The following is a 17,481-nucleotide window of genomic DNA, read 5'->3' as shown; positions in this document are numbered from 1 at the left end:
CAGCAAATGATGACAAAAGGCCGTCTTTGGGCGGCCTTTTTCCGTGATGAACGGGGATAATTCGCCTGCGTAACACGCTGACCTTAAACGATTAAAAGGCTTTCGGCGAAATGCCGCGCATAGGTCTTTCCTGCATGTTTCAATCGGTTGCAAAGATTGAGTTGAGCCTCGGGAACAAGGTCAGTAAATCCCTGTTAATCAAGTGCGGGCGATGTCCCCGCATAGAATTTATCTGAGGATCATCGTGCAGAATACTGTGTCCACTCCCATCACCTTCGACGGCGTCGGCCTGCATTCAGGTCGGCCTGCGCGTCTTGTGATCCATCCGGCGGATGTGGATAGCGGGATCATCTTCCGCCGCCTCGATTGCGAGGATGGCGCGGGCGACATCCCGGCCCGCTGGAACCTTGTCCATCAATCGCCTCTCTGCACCCGTCTTGAAAATGCGGAGGGTCTGCAGCTTTCGACGGTCGAGCATGTGATGGCGGCGCTGATGGGGTGTGGGATCCATAACGCGCTGGTAACAGTGGATGGTCCCGAAGTGCCTATTCTGGACGGCAGCTCGCTTGCCTTTGTGCGCGGTATCCTTGCCGCCGGTGTGGGCCGCCAGACCAGCCCCGTGCGGGCTCTGCGCGTAATGCGCGAAGTGACCGTGCGCCGCGGCGATGCGTGGGCAAGTCTGACGCCCAGCGACACGCTGACCATCGAGTTCGACATCATGTTTGACGACGCCGCGATCGGGACTCAGAAAAAGGTCCTGAACATGGCCAATGGCAGTTTCGTGCGAGAGTTGAGCAGCAGCCGAACCTTCTGCCGCAAGGCTGATGTTGACCTGATGCGCGCCAATGGCCTTGCCCTTGGCGGCTCGCTGGAAAATGCCGTGGTCGTGGATGGCGCGCAAGTGCTCAGCCCCGGTGGTCTGCGGCACGGGGACGAGGCGGTGCGCCACAAGATGCTGGATGCCTTGGGGGATCTCGCACTGGCCGGGGCGCCGCTTCTGGCGCATTATCATGGCCACAAAGCTGGGCATGCACTGACCAACGACCTGCTGCGCGCGCTTTTCGATCAGCCGGGCGCGGTGGAATGGGTGACATGCGATGCGGCGCTGGCGGCGCGTCTGCCGGGGGCCGGTGTGCATTGGGGCGAGGTGCCGCAGGTCGCCTGAGTGACCCCGTATCCGCCCCGTCATTCCCTCGGCGTCCCTGCCTCGCCACGCCGGATTCCGTGCTGGCACCGGCTGGATGATTGGGCTACAAACCGATCAGAGGCGAAGAAGGGCATATCAGGCATGACGTTTGGCAGACAGGGCGCAACACGGCGCGCGACACTGGCGGCACAACAAGCAAGATTTCTGGCGTCCAAGACCGCTGGCGCACTTCTTTTGACGGCGGCGCTTGCCTCTTGCGGGGGCATCAACAGCCGGGTCGAGCGCGGCGATGTCGATTACGAGAATTACACGGCGCAGCAGATCTTCGAGCGGGGCGAGTTCGATCTTGCCTCGAACAAGCCCGCGCTGGCCGCGCAGAGCTTTGCCGAGATCGAGCGGCTATATCCCTATTCGGACCTCACCAAGCGCGCGGTCATCATGCAGGCCTATGCCTATCACCGCGACGCCGATTACGAGGCCAGCCGCAGCGCGGCACAGCGCTATATCGACTTCTATCCGACGGATGAGGATGCGGCCTACGCGCAATACCTCCTCGCGCTCAGCTATTATGACCAGATCGACGAGGTCGGCCGCGATCAGGGCCTGACATTTCAGGCGCTGCAAGCCTTGCGCAAGGTGATCGAGCTCTATCCCGAGAGCGAATACGCGCGCACCGCGATGCTGAAATTCGACCTCGCTTTCGATCATCTGGCCGCCAAGGAGATGGAGGTGGGGCGCTACTACCTGCGCCGCGATCACTTCACCTCGGCGATCAATCGTTTCCGCGTCGTGGTCGAGGATTTCCAGACCACTTCGCATACCGCCGAGGCGCTGCATCGCCTGGTCGAGGCGTATCTGTCCTTGGGCCTGACGGACGAGGCTCAGACAGCCGGGGCCATCTTGGGCTATAACTTCCGCGCAACCAGCTGGTACGAGGACAGCTATGAGCTGCTCACGCGCCGCGGTCTTGCCCTCGAGGCGCGCGGTGACAGCTGGCTGGCACAGATCTATCGCCAGATGATCAAGGGCCAGTGGCTGTAACACAGGCGGTGGGCTAGGCTCACCCTACGGGTTCACGCAATGCTGCGCAGTCTGGACATTCGCGACATGCTGATCATCGACCGGCTGGAATTGGGGTTTCAGCCGGGCCTCAACGCGCTGACCGGCGAGACGGGGGCAGGCAAGTCGATCCTTCTGGACAGCCTCGGCTTTGTACTCGGCTGGCGCGGCCGCGCCGAGTTGGTGCGCAGCGGCGCCGAGCAGGGCGAGGTGACGGCGGTCTTCGACCTGCCCGAAGGCCACGCCGCCCATGCGGTGCTGGAGGAGGCGGGTCTGCCCGCCGCCGATGAGCTGATCCTGCGGCGCATCAATACCGTGGACGGGCGCAAGACGGCTTGGGTCAATGATCGCCGCTGCTCGGGCGAAGTGTTGCGCAGCCTCAGCGAGACGCTGGTCGAGCTGCATGGACAGCATGACGATCGCGGCCTTCTGAACCCGCGCGGTCACCGCATCCTTCTGGACGATTACGGCCAGCTTGACGCGCTCAAGGCTGATGTGCGTGCCGCCTGGAGCGCACGCCAGGCCGCGCAAAAGGCGCTGGAGCGCGCGGAAGCGGCCCTTGAGGCCGTGCGTAGCGAAGAGGAGTTCCTGCGCCATGCCGTGGCCGAGATGCGCAGCCTGAGTCCCGAGCCGGGTGAGGATGCCGCGCTGGACGCCCGCCGCCGCATGATGCAGGCCTCCGAGCGCGTGCGCAGCGATATCGCCAAGGCCGCGCAGGCGCTGGGCAATGACGGGGCCGAGGGTGCGGCAGGCGACGCGCTGCGCTGGCTCGAGGATGCCAGCGCGCAGGTGGATGGCCAGCTGGAGGCGACGATTGCCGCCCTTGGCCGCGCCATGGCCGAGCTGGACGAGGCCGCGCGCGGCGTCGAGGATTGCCTTGAGGCGCTGGCCTTCAACCCCGCCGAGCTGGAGGAAACCGAGGAGCGCCTCTTTGCCATCCGCGCCCTTGCCCGTAAGCATGACGTAATCCCAGACGAGCTTGGCAGCTTTGCCGAGGGGCTGGAGGCGCGGCTGGCCGCACTTGATGCAGGCGATGCCGAACTTGAGGCTCTGCGCGCCGAGCTGAAGCGCGCGGGCAAGCTCTATGACGATGCCGCAAGCACCCTCAGCGCCGCCCGCGCCGAGGCGGCAGGCCGCCTCGATGCCGCCGTGATGGCCGAGCTTGCCCCGCTCAAGATGGAGCGGGCGGTGTTCGAGACCACGATGACCGAAATCCCGCCCGGCCCTGACGGCATCGACGAGGTGGCGTTTCGCGTCGCTACTAACCCCGGCGCGCCCTCCGGCCCCTTGGCCAAGATCGCGTCAGGCGGCGAGCTGAGCCGTTTTCTGCTGGCGCTGAAGGTCTGCCTGACGGGCAGCCAGCCCGGTCTCACAATGATCTTTGACGAGATCGACCGCGGCGTGGGTGGCGCGACGGCGGATGCGGTGGGACGCCGCCTTGCCGATCTGGCCTCGGGCGGGCAGGTTCTGGTGGTCACGCACAGCCCGCAGGTGGCCGCACTGGCGAGGCATCACTGGCGCGTGGAAAAGCGCGTGGAGGATGGGATGACCCTTTCGACCGTCACATCGCTCGACCCAGAGGATCGCGTGGCCGAGATCGCCCGCATGCTTTCGGGCGATACTATCACCCCCGCCGCACGCGCGGCTGCCGAGGCGTTGATGGCGGGCTGAGCCGGCTTACTCTTGCTGCTGACGGCGAACCATCTCGCGCGATACCTTCAGGATTGCCGCGCCTTGGGGGCGGTGCGCCCTCCGTGGCCTGCATTTACAGCATTGCGGAGGTCCTGACTGCCCGGCGCGTAGCGCGAAATGGACAGCAGATTATCGACGCCCCGTTTTTGTCTTTCTACGCCGCGCGATTGATCCTTCCGGCAATTCTCGCATCTGGCGATTTTTCTCAGATTGGCAAGGTTCGAAATTTCGATCCTGTCCGACGTTTGCAATCTGATCGCGCCCTTGTCACAGAGCTGATGCAATCCGCGACACAGCGTTTCGACCGTCATATCCAGAAGGGACGCCAGATCGCGCCTGCTCAGCTCGATATTGATGACCGGGGTACCAAGCTCATGCTCAACCGATATCTGGTGAACCACCCAGAAGGCGATGCGCTGCAGTGTCTTGCGCCCGCGCATGGCCGCCACCCACAGCCGGTTCTCCTCAAGCTGGCGGGCTGCTACCTCGAGATACGCCCGATAGACCTGCGGATGCTCATGCATGAGCTGATCCAGCGTGTCACGGTTGAACCAGCATATCGTTACCGGTGTCACGGTCTCCCAAGAAAAGGCGTTTTCCCGTTTGCTCAGATCGCCGACAACACGGCCCGGTTTCAGAAGCTCCAGCAGGTGGTTCTCGCCATCGGGGGTCAGCAATACGATCTTGACCAGGCCGGATGAAATAATTCCGATCCGATCCGAGACTTCGCCCTGCAAGGCAATCTCTTCACCGGCCTTGTAGCGGATATTCTGGGTTCTCGAAGAGACGGCAGTCGCGGCCATACCGTCAAGAAGGCTGCAAAGACCCACACGGCCCGCCTCGCAGGATGCGCAAACATCCAAGAATTGTTGCGGTGATGTCGTTGAATAAACCATTGCCCCCCCCCGGTTTCGATCGCGTGCTATGGTTGCAAATTCTTTCACGCCAGCGCAGGAAACATGGCGGTATTTTAAGATTTTACAGCCGCGACGTCCGGGCTAGATTTGTATAGAATTGTGCGTGGGATGCCGGATTGGTGTCGCATGGCTTCGAAAAAGGAACGACCATGAGCGACACGTCACGCGAAGGCCAGCGATCGGATGCCCAAGGTGTTGACGTCCGTTTGTCCATGTTCATCTCGCATGCACCAGTTGCTGTGGCCATGTTCGATCGCGAAATGCAGTATGTTGCGGGATCGCAACAATGGCTGCAACACTACGCGGCGGATACCTCCGATCGGCAGGACGCGGCGGACGGGCAAGGGACACCCAGCCTGCCCAAGCGCCTGAATGATGCGTATCAGCGTGCGCTGGCAGGCGAAGAGCTGTCCTGCGATGAACAGGCCATCGAGTGTGAAGATGGGCGCACCGCGTGGGAGCGGTGGCGCGTCACCCCGGTACGCGACTCCAATGGGGACGTTCTGGGGGTCGCTGTCTACTGCGAAGACATCTCCGAGCAAAAAGCGGCGGGGGACCGGTGCCGCGATAGCGAAACACGGCTGCGCCTTATGATCGACGCGGTTGGGATCGGTCTTGTAGAGCGGGATCTGGAGACTGGCGAGGGCGCGGCCAGCGCGACTTTCCGGCGATTGATTGGCTTGGCCGAGGACGCCGTGCCCGCTGATCTGGATAGCTGGATCAAGCTGCTCAGGCCGCCTGATCCTGCGGCCTTTCGCGAGGCACGGCGCCGCGCGCTAGACCCCGCGGGGGACGGGTTTTTCAAATCCGAGGTCAGACCGACCGTCGAAGGCCAGAAGCGCGACATGCAGCTCATCGGGCGCGTCGTGTTCGCCGAGCGGGATGGCCAGAAACAGCCCTCGCGCTTTGTCGGCATCCTGATCGACGGCACCGCATACAGCGAATTGCAGATGTCGCTGGCCCGGTCACAGCGGCTGGAGACGGTGGGACGGATTGCGGGCATCATCGCGCATGATTTCAACAATCTGCTTTCCGTCATTCTGGCCAATCTGGAACTGGCAGCCCTGCGGGTGACCGACCCGGTGACAAGTGATCTGCTGCAATCCGCCATCGAATCGGCCGAAATGGGCGGTGATTTCAACAAGAAGCTGCTCAGTCTCTCAGGTCAGAAGGATGCCGTGCCGCCGCTGATCAGGCTGGACGATCATATCCTCAAGACATGGGCCATGCTTGAACGCCTGCTGACCGAGCATGCGGCGTTGCATTTCGTGCCCGGCGGAGAGGACCATTGCATTTGCATGAACCCGTCTGAACTGGACGGCGCCATTCTGAACCTCGTTCTCAATGCGCGCGACGCTCAGTCCGAGGGCGGCGAGATCGTCATCGCAACCCGCACGGTCGATATCAGTGAGGACCGGGCCAAAAGCTATGAAGACGGAAGACCGGGGCGGTTTCTGGAGCTCAGCGTGTCGGACCGCGGTATCGGCATGTCCGCGGCGGATATTCGAAAGGCGCGCGAGCCGTTTTTCACCAGCAAGCCGCCGACACTGGGCACCGGGCTTGGCCTGACCAGCGTTGCCGCCTCGGTTGCGCGGGCGGACGGGTTCATCACGATTGAGTCAGAGCCGGGGCAGGGAACCAAGGTATCCCTCTTCCTGCCGATTGCCGAGTGCGTCTCGTCCCAAAGCATCAGGCAGCGGGACATGCCGCTCGGAAATGGCGAACTCATACTCGTCGTCGAGGATGACGACAGGGTCCGTGAGGCGACGCTGAAACGTCTGGAAGCGCTTGGATATGCGGTGATCGAATCCTCCGATGGCTCTGGCGCGCTGAATTTGCTGGCCGAGGGCGAGCCGGTGGACCTGGTGTTTTCCGACGTGGTCATGCCCGGCGGGATCTCGGGCTATGATCTGGCGGATGAAGTCGCGCAGCATTATCCGCAAGTGGCTGTGCTGTTGACCTCAGGTCACATCTCGATCCGCCGCGCGCCGCATAAAGGAGCAGGGCCAGTTCCGGAGCTGCTGAAGAAACCGTATTCGATGGCGGTTCTTGCTCAGGCGGTGGAGCGCGCGCTCAGGCCTGCTGAGGCACGGGAGTAACCTCGCCGCTAAAAACGTAGCCCACCCCGCGGACCGACCGGATGAGCAGGACCTCATCATCCGGTGTTTCGATCTTGCGGCGCAGGCGCGCGACATGGCCATCGATGGACCGATCACAAGGCGACCAGTCGCGCCCGTAGAGCGCATTGGAAATCTCGTCACGGCTTAGCACGCGCCCGGGATGGCGCACGAAAAGTTCCAGCAACTGCAATTCCATTGCAGTCAGATCCAGCGGGGTGCCATCCAGATGCCGGGCGGTCTTGCGGGTCAGATCCAATTCGCTGTGATTGAATAAGACCTTGGACGGCGCCTCGACGACCGAGCGATAACGCTCCAGCGTTTTTTCCAATCTCAGAATGACTTCGCGGATGTGAAACGGTTTGAGGATATAGTCGTCCGCGCCACATTCCAGACCCCGGACGCGGTCATAGGGCTCACTTCGGCCCGAGATCATGACCACCGGAATATTGCGTTGGGCACGCAATTCGCGGGCAAGTTTCAGCCCGTCTTCCTCGCCCAGATTGAGATCGAGGGTAATCAGCGTGATGTCGTGATCATTAATGGATCCAAGCATCGAGGCGCGGTCCCACGCCTCGAACACCTGCCACCCTTGGGACATCAATCCCAGGCGGAGCGTCTTTCTGACTTCAGGATCGTCTTCAACGACAAGAACAGAAACGGTGGCCATGGCAGGTCAGTCTTGAACCTCGTTCAGTTGCAAAGACGTTAAATCAGAAAGAAGCGAGATATCAAAGCATTGCCGCTGTTCATAATCTGACGAACTGACCCTCGTAGATCTGGGAAAAGCGGCGGCATCCGCACGAGCGTGAGATGCGGATGCCAATAGCGTCTTACCCGGCTTTGATCTTGATTGTCTTTTCGGACTCAAGCGCCGCTTGCGATTTGGGGACATCGATCGTCAGCACACCCTTCGAAAACTGCGCGTCTATCTTGCCGTAATCGACATTCTCGGGCAGGCGGATCGAGCGTTGGAAGCTGCCCCAGCGGCGTTCGCTGAGATGATGGCTGGCATCTTCCTCTTTGGTTTCCTCGGATTTCTCGCCACTGATGACAAGCGCCCCGTTACTGGTCTTCACGTGGACCGCTTCGGGATCCATCCCGGGAAGCTCGGCGGTGATCTTGTAGGCTTTCTCCGTCTCGGTCAGGTCCATTGCCGGAAACAGGGGAAATGCGTGTCCCTGTCCTCGGGTTTGCCCGGGGCTGCGGTCGAACCACAGGCCGGGCTCGAAAGCGTCGAAGAGGCGGTCCATCTCATCGCGAAGGCTGCCGAATCCTGTCCAGGGACTAAGCCCGCGCGACGCATTACCGCTCTCACGCGAGACAGGCACATTGCCGGATTGCTTGGGCATTTACATCTCTCCTTTTGGCTTGCCGCCGTTGGCTGTGCACCGCGACCGGATGCACAGCCAACGGCATTTTCCGCATCCTCCGGCGACGGGCGGATCACTGCGCGTCGCAGAGTGCGGAAGGTTCACGAACGCTTGCATGATGGCCGAGTCGGCGTGTGTCAGCATTGATCAGCGTCAATGAGGCCGGCGCCTGTCCGAGGCATATTGCAAAGAACAGGGGGTGGAGGATCGTTATGAAAACTGCATTTCGAAAAATTGCATATTTTATTGGATCGGCATTCCTTGCCAATTCCGCGCTGGCCGAGGAAGACGCTTGGGGCAAGCATTTCTACGATCAGAACTGCGCGACATGCCACGGCGCAGAAGGCAAGGGGAACGGCAACTTGGCTGAGTGGCTCAGCATTGAGGTGCCTGACCTCACCATGCTCAGCGAGCGCAACGGTGGCGAGTTTCCGATGCTGCGCGTGATCCATATCGTTGATGGCCGCAGCGAATTGCGCGCCCATGAAAACCCGATGCCTCCCTTCGGCGCCAAGTTCAGGGATGAAATCCAGCCGCCATATGGGATGGCTGGTGCGACAAATGTGTTGATCCGCGGCCGCGTTCTGTCGATTGCCGACTATCTGCAGACAATTCAGAAATAGGTGCAGGCCGAACAGATCGTGGGGCTGTCTCTCCCATGCTGGCCCACTCGGCCATTACCGAGCCGTGCAACTGGATTGCAGGGCGCGAATGGCTGCCGCAAGTTCGCGCGATGAGAACCGCACGAGGCTTTTGTTGAATTCCCGGCGCACGGTACCTTGCAGATCGCCCGATATTTCCGCTTGCCAGAGGCTGATGATTTCGGAGGGGCATATGACCACAAGCTCGTCGAATCCGTCTGCGTCTCTTTGCTGCTCCAGATAGCTGAGGACTTCGCGCACGAAGGTGCGGGCCTCTTTCTGCAAGGACTCCGGCTCACCGCCATCTGCAAAGCGTCCGTTGCCACCACCCGTCGCAGGGGCGGTCTGGCTGCGCTCCTCGATTGCGCCGCCAAGGTTCAGGCTGCGGCCCTGTATCGTCACCTCGACCGGGATCCTGTCGTTTGGTCCGGGCAGGGATCTCAATATGCGCGCGCGGGTCGTATTCAGAACCACATACCAGATGCGTACGGGTTGCATCGCCCTGTGCCTACTTGTGATGGCCGGCGACGGCACGTGTCAACTCCCCGGCAAGCTGGAGCGCGGACGAATGGGCCACATCGCCAAGGCTGAGCATTCCGACCATCCGTTTATCATCGTCAAGCACTGGCAACCGCCGGATCTTTTTCTGATCCATGAGGTGGATGGCGTCTTCCACCGTCTCCTCGGTGCGGCAATAGACGACATTCTTGCTCATCACGTCTTCGGCCTTGGTCTTGTGCGCGTCGAGTCCCTTTGCCACCACGCGCAAGGCAAGGTCCCGATCGGTAATCATCCCGACCAGTCTGTCGTCCTGGCCAATCATGACGGCACCTATATCCTCCTTGGCCATGCGCTCGGCGATCTCACTGACCGGCGTGTCGGCCTCGACCCACTCTGCCGGGCCATGCATTGCATCGCTGATTTTCATGATGTCCTCCTGACAAGGTCTGGTCCAGACTTGCGCATTTTTGCGCTGCGCGCATTGATAGTGGTCAACCCCCCCAGGCTTGCGGGAACGCTCTGCCGTGCCGCGATGCCGCTAGCCGGAGACCTGCCGGAAGACGCCGAGATAGGCCGAGATATCCGAAAGGGTGATGACACCCTCGAGGTGATGATTGTCGATGACGAGGAGTTTTCGTCGGCCGGTTTCCATGATGACGGACATCAGCTTGGTTCCGGCCATCGCGGGAGGCACGGAGTTGTCGGGCGCGACAGGCTCGAAGATGTCGCCGACGGTCGTCTGGGCCCAACGCGCCCTCTCAACGCCTCGGATCAGGTGGTAGTCGACATAGCCGAGCAGCGCGCCATTCTCGACGACTGGAGCGAAGCTGATGCCATGCTCGAGAAACACATCATCGACCAGATGGGCAAGAGTGGTATCCGGATGCGCCGTCCACGGATTGCGCGTCATCAGATCGGCAACCGTCCGCCCCTCCAGCGCCGTCTTGCTTTCAAGTTGCAGAAGTGCGGCGCGCGAGGTGGCAAGAACGAATAGACCGATGAGCACCGGCCAGAGCCCAACGCCCACCGCACCCGAAAAAATGATGTAGAGTCCGAGGCCCATGAACCCGTAGGCGAAGATGGCCGAGACATGGGTTGCGCGGCGGGTTGCGCTCAGCAGATCACCCGACTGCGTCCAGAGCCATGCCCGCAAGACGCGCCCGCCATCCATCGGGAACGCCGGGAGCAGATTGAACGCGGCCAGGATCAGGTTGATACTGGCAAGATAGGACAGGAGCATAATCGCCGTTTCGGGCATTGCGGCGATCTCGGCGATCCACGCGACGGTCCAGAAGGTGGCCGCGATGCAAAGGCTGGCGATGGGTCCCGCGATGGCGATCCAGAATTCGCTGTTGCCGTCGGCCGGCTCGGATTTCAGTTCTGCAACGCCGCCGAAAAGAAAGAGGGTAATGCCGGAAATATGCAGGTCGAACCGCCTTGCAACCTCGGCATGTGCCAATTCATGAAGGATGAGGGACGCAAAGAGGCCCAGCATCGCGATCACGGCGAGCGTAACCAACGTACCCCTGGTGGCGTCCGGCAAGACAGTTGGGAAGTAGGAGGTCGAAAGGCTCCAGACGATCAGTGCGGCGATCACGAGCCAGCTGGCATCCACTTTGATGTCAAAGCCGCTGATGCGTGCAATCCGAACGGCGCTACCCCACATGGGCTTCTCCTGTTTCCTTTGCGTTCCGTTCATTCACGGAACGTCATTTGTAAAATATACATGAGGTCCTGTGCCAAGTGAAATGGCGCATGCCCGTTTCCGCAGGTGCGCCTTCGGTCTGCTTTGCACGTCTCATGTCATGGGCCTCGCGTTGCGCGGCTGGCCGCCATGAAAGCGCATGGTCATCTTTTGAAATTGATGGTGGTCAATACCTGGACTCCGGGCAGAAGGGCGTGCAGGGGCAGGCGTGTCCGCATCCGGCGGCGTCTCTTACAGACCGAACGGGTAGGTTTCATCCTCGGCCACGTTGCTCAGCGTGGCGAGAGGGGTCACGGCCCGGCTGCGATCGAACCAGACGAAGGTATCATATTGCTCGGACAGGTTGGCGGGGCTGTAGTGGCTCGCCCTTTCGGTTTCGGGCCGGTAGATCACGCCGATATAGCGCTCCAGCCGGTCCCGCGAGAGCAGGTTTCGGAAGGCGTCAGGCTGATCCTTCCTGAAGTCCCAGAGGAAGCGGTCCAGATCGAGCGCATGGCACATTTCCTCATGGCTGCCGGGCAGCGGGGACCGGATGGTCTTGATCTCCATCGGCGCGTCCCATTCGGACGCCGCCGCGACGGTGCCCGACGCCGTTCCGAATCCGACCAGCGCCGCCGCATCGCCATATTCCTCGCGGCAAAGCTGGCCGATATTCAATTCGCCCCGGCTGCGGCCCATATCCGTATGGCGCGCGTCGCCGATATGCGAATTATGCGCCCAGACCACCACCTTCTTGTCCGGCCCTGCATGATCCAGGATCTGGCGTAGTGTCTGGAACATGTGCTGGTCGCGCAGGTTCCATGACAGGGCCGAGCCGTGATACATCACCCGGTAATAGCGCTCGGCATTGGCGACAAGCCGCGCGTTCTGGGCCGCGTCAAAGAACCGGTCGCCGTCCTTGCTGTTATACTCAAGCTGCTTTTTGAGCAGATCGACAAGGATCTGCGTCACTGCCTTTTCGCAAAGAGAAAAACCCTGGGTCAGTGCCGCCCGCCCATAGGCTGCGGGGGTGCGCGCCCAAGGTGCCAGACAGGCGTAACGCTCGCGCGCAAGCGCCGCCGCCTGGTCATCCGTCTTGTCGAGATAGGACAGGACGGCAGCCATCGAGGCATTCATGTTGTAAAGATCCAGCCCGTAGAAGGCGACGCGATCCTCCATCGGTCTGGCGCGGTTGTGTTGCGCCAAAAAATGCATGAAGGAGTCGAATTCTTTGTTGCGCCACATCCATGTGGGAAAGCGCGCAAAGGGCGTGCCGGACATCGCCTCATATGGTTTCTGGCGTATGTGGCGGTCGATCATCGCGGCGTCCGGCCAGTCGGCCTCGATCGCGACAATCGAAAAGCCGTGCTCTTCGACAAGCCGCCGGGTGATGGCGGCGCGTGCGGCGTAGAACTCGGATGTGCCATGCGAGGCCTCTCCCAAGAGCACGACCCGCTTTGATCCGAAACGGTCAAATGCCTTTGCAAAAGCGGGATCCTCGATATGTGGTAGAGGCTCGGCCGCGTCCATCAGAACTTTGCGCTCGTCTTTGGTGAGCGTCGTGGGCGCCGTCGGGGTTCTTGCGGACCCGGGGGCGTGCAGATGCGTTTTGAACCAATCGGAGGCATGACCGATCACGGCATCCAGCGCTCCCGGCTCTTCAAAGAGGTGCCCGGCGCCCGGCACGATCTCAAGCTGTTTCGGACACCCTAGCACCGCGCGCGCCTGTTTGTTCAGCCTGATGACATCATGGTCCTCGCCGCCGACGATCAGAAGGGACGGTGCCTGAACCTGTGGCAGGTAGTCCATTGCCAGATCCGGGCGGCCACCACGCGACACCACAGCCGCGATCCGCCCCCGGAGTTCGGCAGCAGCCACAAAGGCGGCAGCGGCGCCCGTACTGGATCCGAAAAGGCCCAGCGGCAAATCCTCAAGATCGGGCTCGGACGTGATCCAGATCGACGCTTCCAGCACTCGGTCCGCCAGCATCGGGATATCGAAGACATTGCGCCGATCCTGTCCCTCGTCCGGCGTCAACAGATCGATCAGAAGCGTGGCGAAGCGGTGGCTGTTCAGTTGGTCGGCAACATAGGTGTTGCGCGGGCTGAGTCGGCTGGACCCGCTTCCATGCGCAAAGAGAATTATGCCTTTGGGGTCGCGGGGAACGGTCAGATCTCCGGTCAGACCGAGCGGGGGAATGGCCACCTGCCTTCGGTAGAGATGGGGCGATTTCGCATCGGTGCCCGCTGGGGCCGCCTTCAGCAATGAAACGGTTTCCTCGTCCGACAGCTGATGAAAGTCCTGGTAGAACGCCCCGACGCCGCGAAATTCAGAGACAGGATGGACGCAGATGATGTCGTCGGCCTGATCATATATTTCCTGCAAGGCGGATTTCGGCGCGACAGGCAGTGCCACCACGATCCGGTTCGGGCCAAAGCGTTTGAGGCCGATCAGGGCCGCTTTCATCGTGGCCCCTGTGGCCAGTCCGTCATCGACGACGACAACTGTTCGGCGCCTGGGGTCCAGCCGGGTCCGGTTGCCAAGATAGAGCGCCTTGCGCCGCTCTAGTTCGGCCCGCTGATCGGCGACGGCTTTTGCGATATAGGCGTCATCCGCACCCGAAAGCCTGCGAACATCCTCATTTATGACGATCTGTTCGTCGGCGCCCTCTACTAGCGCGCCAAGCGCCACCTCGGGGTTTCCCGGCGCGCCGATCTTGCGCACCAAAAGCAGGTCAAGCGGAGCCCCCAGCGCCTTTGCAACCTCGACCGCCACTGGAACGCCGCCGCGCGGCAGGGCATAGATCAGCGGATTGTCCAATTCCAGACTCGCCAGCAGCCCGGCGATCTCTCGGCCGGCATCCGATCGGTTCTTGAATTCGCGGGTAGAGCTGTTCATGGCATCCAGTCTAGCGGGCTGCGCAATGGACCAGGTTGATTTTTCTCAATGAGGACGGCCGGAATCGGTTTCCCTGCTAAGCGTTTCAGGGCGCCATTCCTTCATCGCGACCGGCGCGGTATGCGGCTCATGAATGTCATGGGGCCAGCCAAGTTCTGCCGATCGGCTGGGCGCTTGCGAGTATCTTGATCGAAATCAATGGAGCGGTGTATTTTTTCCTACACTGATCGCGTTCGTGCTTTTGGAGGCGGGGAGGTGCAAGATAAAGCGTGGTGGAAAAGGCGGGTGGCAGAGATTTTGTGAGAAGGCTCGCGCCCGGAAGCTATGCGTTTCCGACGCGAGACACGCCGGGACGCCCTGAGTTGACACCCGAATTGCAAAAATACATGCACGTCTTGGGTCCGACCCCAAAACGCTGTCTTGAGGCACTTGCGGATCTGGGCATGTCCGACGTCGAGATCGGCCAATATTTCAGGATGCCCTGCAGGCGTGTCACAGAGCTCAGGCAGATCTGGAGGATCGATGGCAAAGCGTGACGACCTTTGCGAATGCAAGCAAGGTGATGGATCGCGCCTCAAGTGCCGGGGGCTCTTGATCGAATCCGGATTGCTTCCGGTTTTGTTGATCGTCGGGTATTCCGAAAGCGAGGCCGAACCGGATTGGGCGGCGAGAAGTATCCGCGACACCGCCGGGTGAAGGTGCGTGAAAAAATCCACGAAAAGGAAGAATGATGGCGGGCGATCCGGAAATGCAGGCCTTCGCCGCAGCGACCAAAGAGGTTCTGGCCCGGGTGGGGACGGCGCCTGAAACCGGGCTTTCGGCCGAAGACGTTCTCGCAAGGCGCAAGAAATACGGGCGCAACGAGTTGCGCCAAGCGAAGGGCAAGAGCGCCCTGTCGATCCTTCTGCACCAATTCAAGAGCGTTATCGTCTGGCTTCTGGTTGTTGGGGCAGGGTTCTCGATCTGGCTGGGGGATCTGGTCGAGGCGGGCGCGATCATCGTCGTGCTGATCATCAACTCCGCAATCGGGTTCTTCACGGAATTGCGCGCTGAAAAGTCGATGACGGCCCTGCGCCGGATCGCGCGGGTTCGCACGCGGGTGCGACGGGACGGCGCCGAGCGTACGCTGGATGCGCAGGAGCTTGTGCCCGGCGATATCGTTCTGATCGAAGAAGGCGACGTGATCACGGCCGATCTGCGGCTGATCGAGGTTGCCGATCTGCATTGCGACGAAAGCGTACTGACTGGCGAATCCGCCCCCGTGGTCAAGGATGCAGGTCGGCTGGACCCGGACACGCCGCTGGCTGACCGCGTGAACATGGCCTTCAAAGGCAGTTCGGTCACGCGCGGGCGGGCCGAGGCCGTCGCCATGAGCACCGGTATGCAAACGGAGTTGGGCCGGATCAGCGATCTGGCGCAATCGGCCAAGGGAGAGGTCGCACCGCTGGAGCGCCGGCTTGACAGGCTGGGCCACCGCCTCGTGTGGCTGACGCTGGGACTGGCAGCGTTCACGACCTTCCTCGGCGTTCTGCGGGGACATGCGCTGAGCGACATGATCGAGACCGGGGTGGCGCTGGCCGTGGCAGCGGTGCCCGAGGGCTTGCCGGTGGTCGCCACTTTGACGCTGGCGCGCGGCATGTGGCGCATGGCGGCCCGCAACGCCCTGATCTCGAACATGCCATCTGTCGAGACGCTGGGTGCCACGACCATCATCCTGACTGACAAGACCGGAACCCTGACCGAAAACCGCATGACCGCCAATCGATACCTGGTGCCGGAAGGGGACATTTTGCTTGAGGAAAGGGGCAAGGATACGCGTTTCGCGCTGAACGGAGAGAATGTTTCGGTAAGCCAGAGCGGCGCGCTGGAGCAATGCCTGAGGATTGGCGCGCTGTGCAATACCGCGACGCTCGATGAGGGGGCAGGCAAGGCCGAGGCCAACGGAGATCCGATGGAACAGGCCCTTCTGCTCGCCGCCAGATCGGCAGGCTTCTCGCGCGACACTCTGGAGCAAGAGTATCCGCAGACCGGCCAGCACCCCTTCGATCCGACCGAAAAGATGATGGCCACGCTCCATGAGCGCGATGGCCAAACATTTCTTGCGGTCAAGGGTGCCCCGGAGGCGGTGCTGGCGGTGTGCACCCACGTGATGGCCAAGGACGGTACGGCCCAGCCGATGGAGGGCGCCGCGCGCGCCGAGTGGCAAGCACGTTCCGAGGCGGCAGCGCGCGAGGGGCTGCGCCTTCTTGGCCTGGCCTCGAAAACCGCTACCAGCGACAATGCCGACCCTTATGACGATCTCACGCTGGCAGGCATGGTGTGCCTGCTCGACCCGATCCGCGCCGACATTCCAGAGGCCATCAGCGCTGCGCGCCGGGCAGGCGTTCAGGTGATAATGATGACCGGTGATCATGCCGACACCGCTGTGACGATTGCCGGGCACGCCGGGCTGGGGAACAAAGAAATCGCGGTGCTGGAAGAGGCCGATCTTGGCGATCTCGAAACCGTTGCTTGCGATGGCGATGAGGGCCGGGCGCTCAGGAATACCGACGTTTTCGCCCGCGTCCAGCCCGAGACCAAGTTGAGGCTTGCTGCGTTCTTTCAGCGGTGTGGCGCGATCGTCGCGATGACGGGTGACGGCGTTAATGACGCGCCCGCGCTGAAAAAGGCCGATATCGGCATCGCGATGGGCCAGCGCGGCACCGAGGTCGCCCGTGAGGCGGCGGATATGGTGCTGAAAGACGACAAGTTCGCCACCATCATCTCGGCGATGCAGCAGGGGCGGGTGATCTTTGGTAATATACGTTCCTTTGTCGTCTACCTGATGTCCTGCAATGTCAGCGAGATCCTCGTGGTCGGGCTGGCCGTGGGGATGGGGCTGCCTGCACCGCTTCTGCCGCTGCAGATCCTGTTTCTGAACCTCGTGACGGACGTCTTTCCCGCCTTCGCGCTGGGTCTCGGGCGCGGGGATGCTGCGGTGATGACCCGGCCCCCACGCGATCCGGCCGAAGGGATCGTTGCGCGCGATCAATGGGTGCTGATCGGGGCGCTTGGCGCGCTGATCACGGCCCTCACGCTGGGCGCCTTTGCGCTGGCGCTCTTCTGGTTGCGGCTGGATATCGGGCCTGCGGTAACGGTGTCCTTCCTGACGCTGGCACTGGCGCAACTGTGGAACGTGTTCAACATGCGCAAGGCCGGCAGCAGCCTGATCTTCAATGAAGTGACGCGGAACCCTTATGTGTGGGGTGCGCTTGCGCTCTGCCTCGGTCTGATCGCGGCGGCGCTGTGGCTGCCGGGCCTGTCGGATATCTTGAAGCTGCCCGATCCCGGCCGTGAGGGGCTGGCGCTCGCCTTTGGGGTAAGCCTTCTGCAATATATTCTGGGTCAGGGCATCGCAGCCCTTGCCGCGCCTGCGCCTCCTGAGGGGCGCGCGCAATAAGCATTCACGGGGG

Annotated in this window: 13 protein-coding genes; 6 read left to right on the top strand and 7 right to left on the bottom strand. The window is 61.7% G+C overall.

Annotation, left to right across the window (positions count from 1 at the left end; all coding sequences use genetic code 11):
- Nucleotides 1–244: 244 nt before the first annotated feature.
- From lpxC to recN, 3 genes are all read left to right on the top strand, one after another.
- Nucleotides 245–1,165 carry a UDP-3-O-acyl-N-acetylglucosamine deacetylase gene (gene lpxC / locus ACEWPM_RS07030; protein ID WP_393963347.1) on the top strand — a complete coding sequence of 307 codons (921 nt, stop codon included), beginning with the start codon at nucleotides 245–247 and terminating at the stop codon, nucleotides 1,163–1,165.
- Nucleotides 1,166–1,288: 123 nt separating this feature from the next.
- Nucleotides 1,289–2,188, top strand: coding sequence for an outer membrane protein assembly factor BamD (locus ACEWPM_RS07025; protein WP_393963348.1), 900 nt, complete (start codon nucleotides 1,289–1,291; stop codon nucleotides 2,186–2,188).
- Between the two features lie 39 nt (nucleotides 2,189–2,227).
- Nucleotides 2,228–3,877 carry a DNA repair protein RecN gene (gene recN / locus ACEWPM_RS07020; protein ID WP_393963349.1) on the top strand — a complete coding sequence of 550 codons (1,650 nt, stop codon included), beginning with the start codon at nucleotides 2,228–2,230 and terminating at the stop codon, nucleotides 3,875–3,877.
- A gap of 47 nt (nucleotides 3,878–3,924) precedes the next feature.
- Here recN and ACEWPM_RS07015 read toward each other — a convergent pair whose 3' ends face one another.
- Nucleotides 3,925–4,728, bottom strand: a complete 804-nt coding sequence (locus ACEWPM_RS07015; RefSeq protein WP_393963350.1) for a Crp/Fnr family transcriptional regulator — start codon at nucleotides 4,726–4,728, stop codon at nucleotides 3,925–3,927.
- A 236-nt stretch (nucleotides 4,729–4,964) separates the two neighbouring features.
- Between ACEWPM_RS07015 and ACEWPM_RS07010 the strand changes: the two genes are divergently transcribed.
- Nucleotides 4,965–6,914 carry an ATP-binding protein gene (locus tag ACEWPM_RS07010; RefSeq protein WP_393963351.1) on the top strand — a complete coding sequence of 650 codons (1,950 nt, stop codon included), beginning with the start codon at nucleotides 4,965–4,967 and terminating at the stop codon, nucleotides 6,912–6,914.
- On the opposite strand, the gene ACEWPM_RS07005 is transcribed toward ACEWPM_RS07010, so the two are convergent.
- Nucleotides 6,889–7,602, bottom strand: coding sequence for a response regulator transcription factor (locus tag ACEWPM_RS07005; RefSeq protein ID WP_393963352.1), 714 nt, complete (start codon nucleotides 7,600–7,602; stop codon nucleotides 6,889–6,891). The two genes, ACEWPM_RS07010 and ACEWPM_RS07005, sit on opposite strands and share 26 nt — an antisense overlap.
- Before the next feature lie 163 nt (nucleotides 7,603–7,765).
- Nucleotides 7,766–8,284 carry an Hsp20/alpha crystallin family protein gene (locus ACEWPM_RS07000; RefSeq protein WP_393963353.1) on the bottom strand — a complete coding sequence of 173 codons (519 nt, stop codon included), beginning with the start codon at nucleotides 8,282–8,284 and terminating at the stop codon, nucleotides 7,766–7,768.
- A 155-nt stretch (nucleotides 8,285–8,439) separates the two neighbouring features.
- Between ACEWPM_RS07000 and ACEWPM_RS06995 the strand changes: the two genes are divergently transcribed.
- A complete protein-coding gene (locus ACEWPM_RS06995) occupies nucleotides 8,440–8,928 on the top strand; it encodes a c-type cytochrome (protein WP_393963354.1) in 489 nt (162 codons plus the stop codon).
- Between the two features lie 54 nt (nucleotides 8,929–8,982).
- On the opposite strand, the gene ACEWPM_RS06990 is transcribed toward ACEWPM_RS06995, so the two are convergent.
- The 4 genes from ACEWPM_RS06990 to ACEWPM_RS06975 all read right to left on the bottom strand — a co-directional run bounded on the left by ACEWPM_RS06990 (nucleotide 8,983) and on the right by ACEWPM_RS06975 (nucleotide 14,029).
- The gene (locus ACEWPM_RS06990) at nucleotides 8,983–9,444 is read right to left on the bottom strand and encodes a host attachment protein (RefSeq protein WP_393963355.1); all 462 of its coding nucleotides are present in this window, start codon (nucleotides 9,442–9,444) and stop codon (nucleotides 8,983–8,985) included.
- A 10-nt stretch (nucleotides 9,445–9,454) separates the two neighbouring features.
- Entirely contained in the window at nucleotides 9,455–9,874 is a 420-nt protein-coding gene (locus tag ACEWPM_RS06985; RefSeq protein WP_393963356.1) for a CBS domain-containing protein, read from the bottom strand.
- A 111-nt stretch (nucleotides 9,875–9,985) separates the two neighbouring features.
- Nucleotides 9,986–11,113 carry a site-2 protease family protein gene (locus ACEWPM_RS06980; protein ID WP_393963357.1) on the bottom strand — a complete coding sequence of 376 codons (1,128 nt, stop codon included), beginning with the start codon at nucleotides 11,111–11,113 and terminating at the stop codon, nucleotides 9,986–9,988.
- Between the two features lie 270 nt (nucleotides 11,114–11,383).
- A complete protein-coding gene (locus ACEWPM_RS06975) occupies nucleotides 11,384–14,029 on the bottom strand; it encodes an erythromycin esterase family protein (protein ID WP_393963358.1) in 2,646 nt (881 codons plus the stop codon).
- Between the two features lie 730 nt (nucleotides 14,030–14,759).
- On the opposite strand from ACEWPM_RS06975, the gene ACEWPM_RS06970 reads away from it, so the two are divergent.
- Nucleotides 14,760–17,468 carry a cation-translocating P-type ATPase gene (locus ACEWPM_RS06970; RefSeq protein WP_420768010.1) on the top strand — a complete coding sequence of 903 codons (2,709 nt, stop codon included), beginning with the start codon at nucleotides 14,760–14,762 and terminating at the stop codon, nucleotides 17,466–17,468.
- Nucleotides 17,469–17,481 lie beyond the last annotated feature (13 nt).

Origin of the sequence: Roseovarius maritimus (assembly GCF_043355895.2) — a bacterium.
In the GTDB taxonomy this organism is placed as follows: domain Bacteria; phylum Pseudomonadota; class Alphaproteobacteria; order Rhodobacterales; family Rhodobacteraceae; genus Roseovarius; species Roseovarius maritimus.
Note: the sequence above shows the minus strand (reverse complement) of the source record. Positions and strands in the feature narration are given on the sequence as shown.

Excerpts from the sequence above, each read along its gene's own strand:
- ACEWPM_RS07025 (WP_393963348.1), top strand. The coding sequence starts at position 1,289 with ATGACGTTTGGCAGACAGGGCGCAACACGGCGCGCGACACTGGCGGCA.
- recN (WP_393963349.1), top strand. The coding sequence starts at position 2,228 with ATGCTGCGCAGTCTGGACATTCGCGACATGCTGATCATCGACCGGCTG.
- ACEWPM_RS07010 (WP_393963351.1), top strand. The coding sequence starts at position 4,965 with ATGAGCGACACGTCACGCGAAGGCCAGCGATCGGATGCCCAAGGTGTT.
- ACEWPM_RS07005 (WP_393963352.1), bottom strand. The coding sequence starts at position 7,602 with ATGGCCACCGTTTCTGTTCTTGTCGTTGAAGACGATCCTGAAGTCAGA.
- ACEWPM_RS07000 (WP_393963353.1), bottom strand. The coding sequence starts at position 8,284 with ATGCCCAAGCAATCCGGCAATGTGCCTGTCTCGCGTGAGAGCGGTAAT.
- ACEWPM_RS06990 (WP_393963355.1), bottom strand. The coding sequence starts at position 9,444 with ATGCAACCCGTACGCATCTGGTATGTGGTTCTGAATACGACCCGCGCG.
- ACEWPM_RS06985 (WP_393963356.1), bottom strand. The coding sequence starts at position 9,874 with ATGAAAATCAGCGATGCAATGCATGGCCCGGCAGAGTGGGTCGAGGCC.
- ACEWPM_RS06980 (WP_393963357.1), bottom strand. The coding sequence starts at position 11,113 with ATGTGGGGTAGCGCCGTTCGGATTGCACGCATCAGCGGCTTTGACATC.
- ACEWPM_RS06975 (WP_393963358.1), bottom strand. The coding sequence starts at position 14,029 with ATGAACAGCTCTACCCGCGAATTCAAGAACCGATCGGATGCCGGCCGA.
- ACEWPM_RS06970 (WP_420768010.1), top strand. The coding sequence starts at position 14,760 with ATGGCGGGCGATCCGGAAATGCAGGCCTTCGCCGCAGCGACCAAAGAG.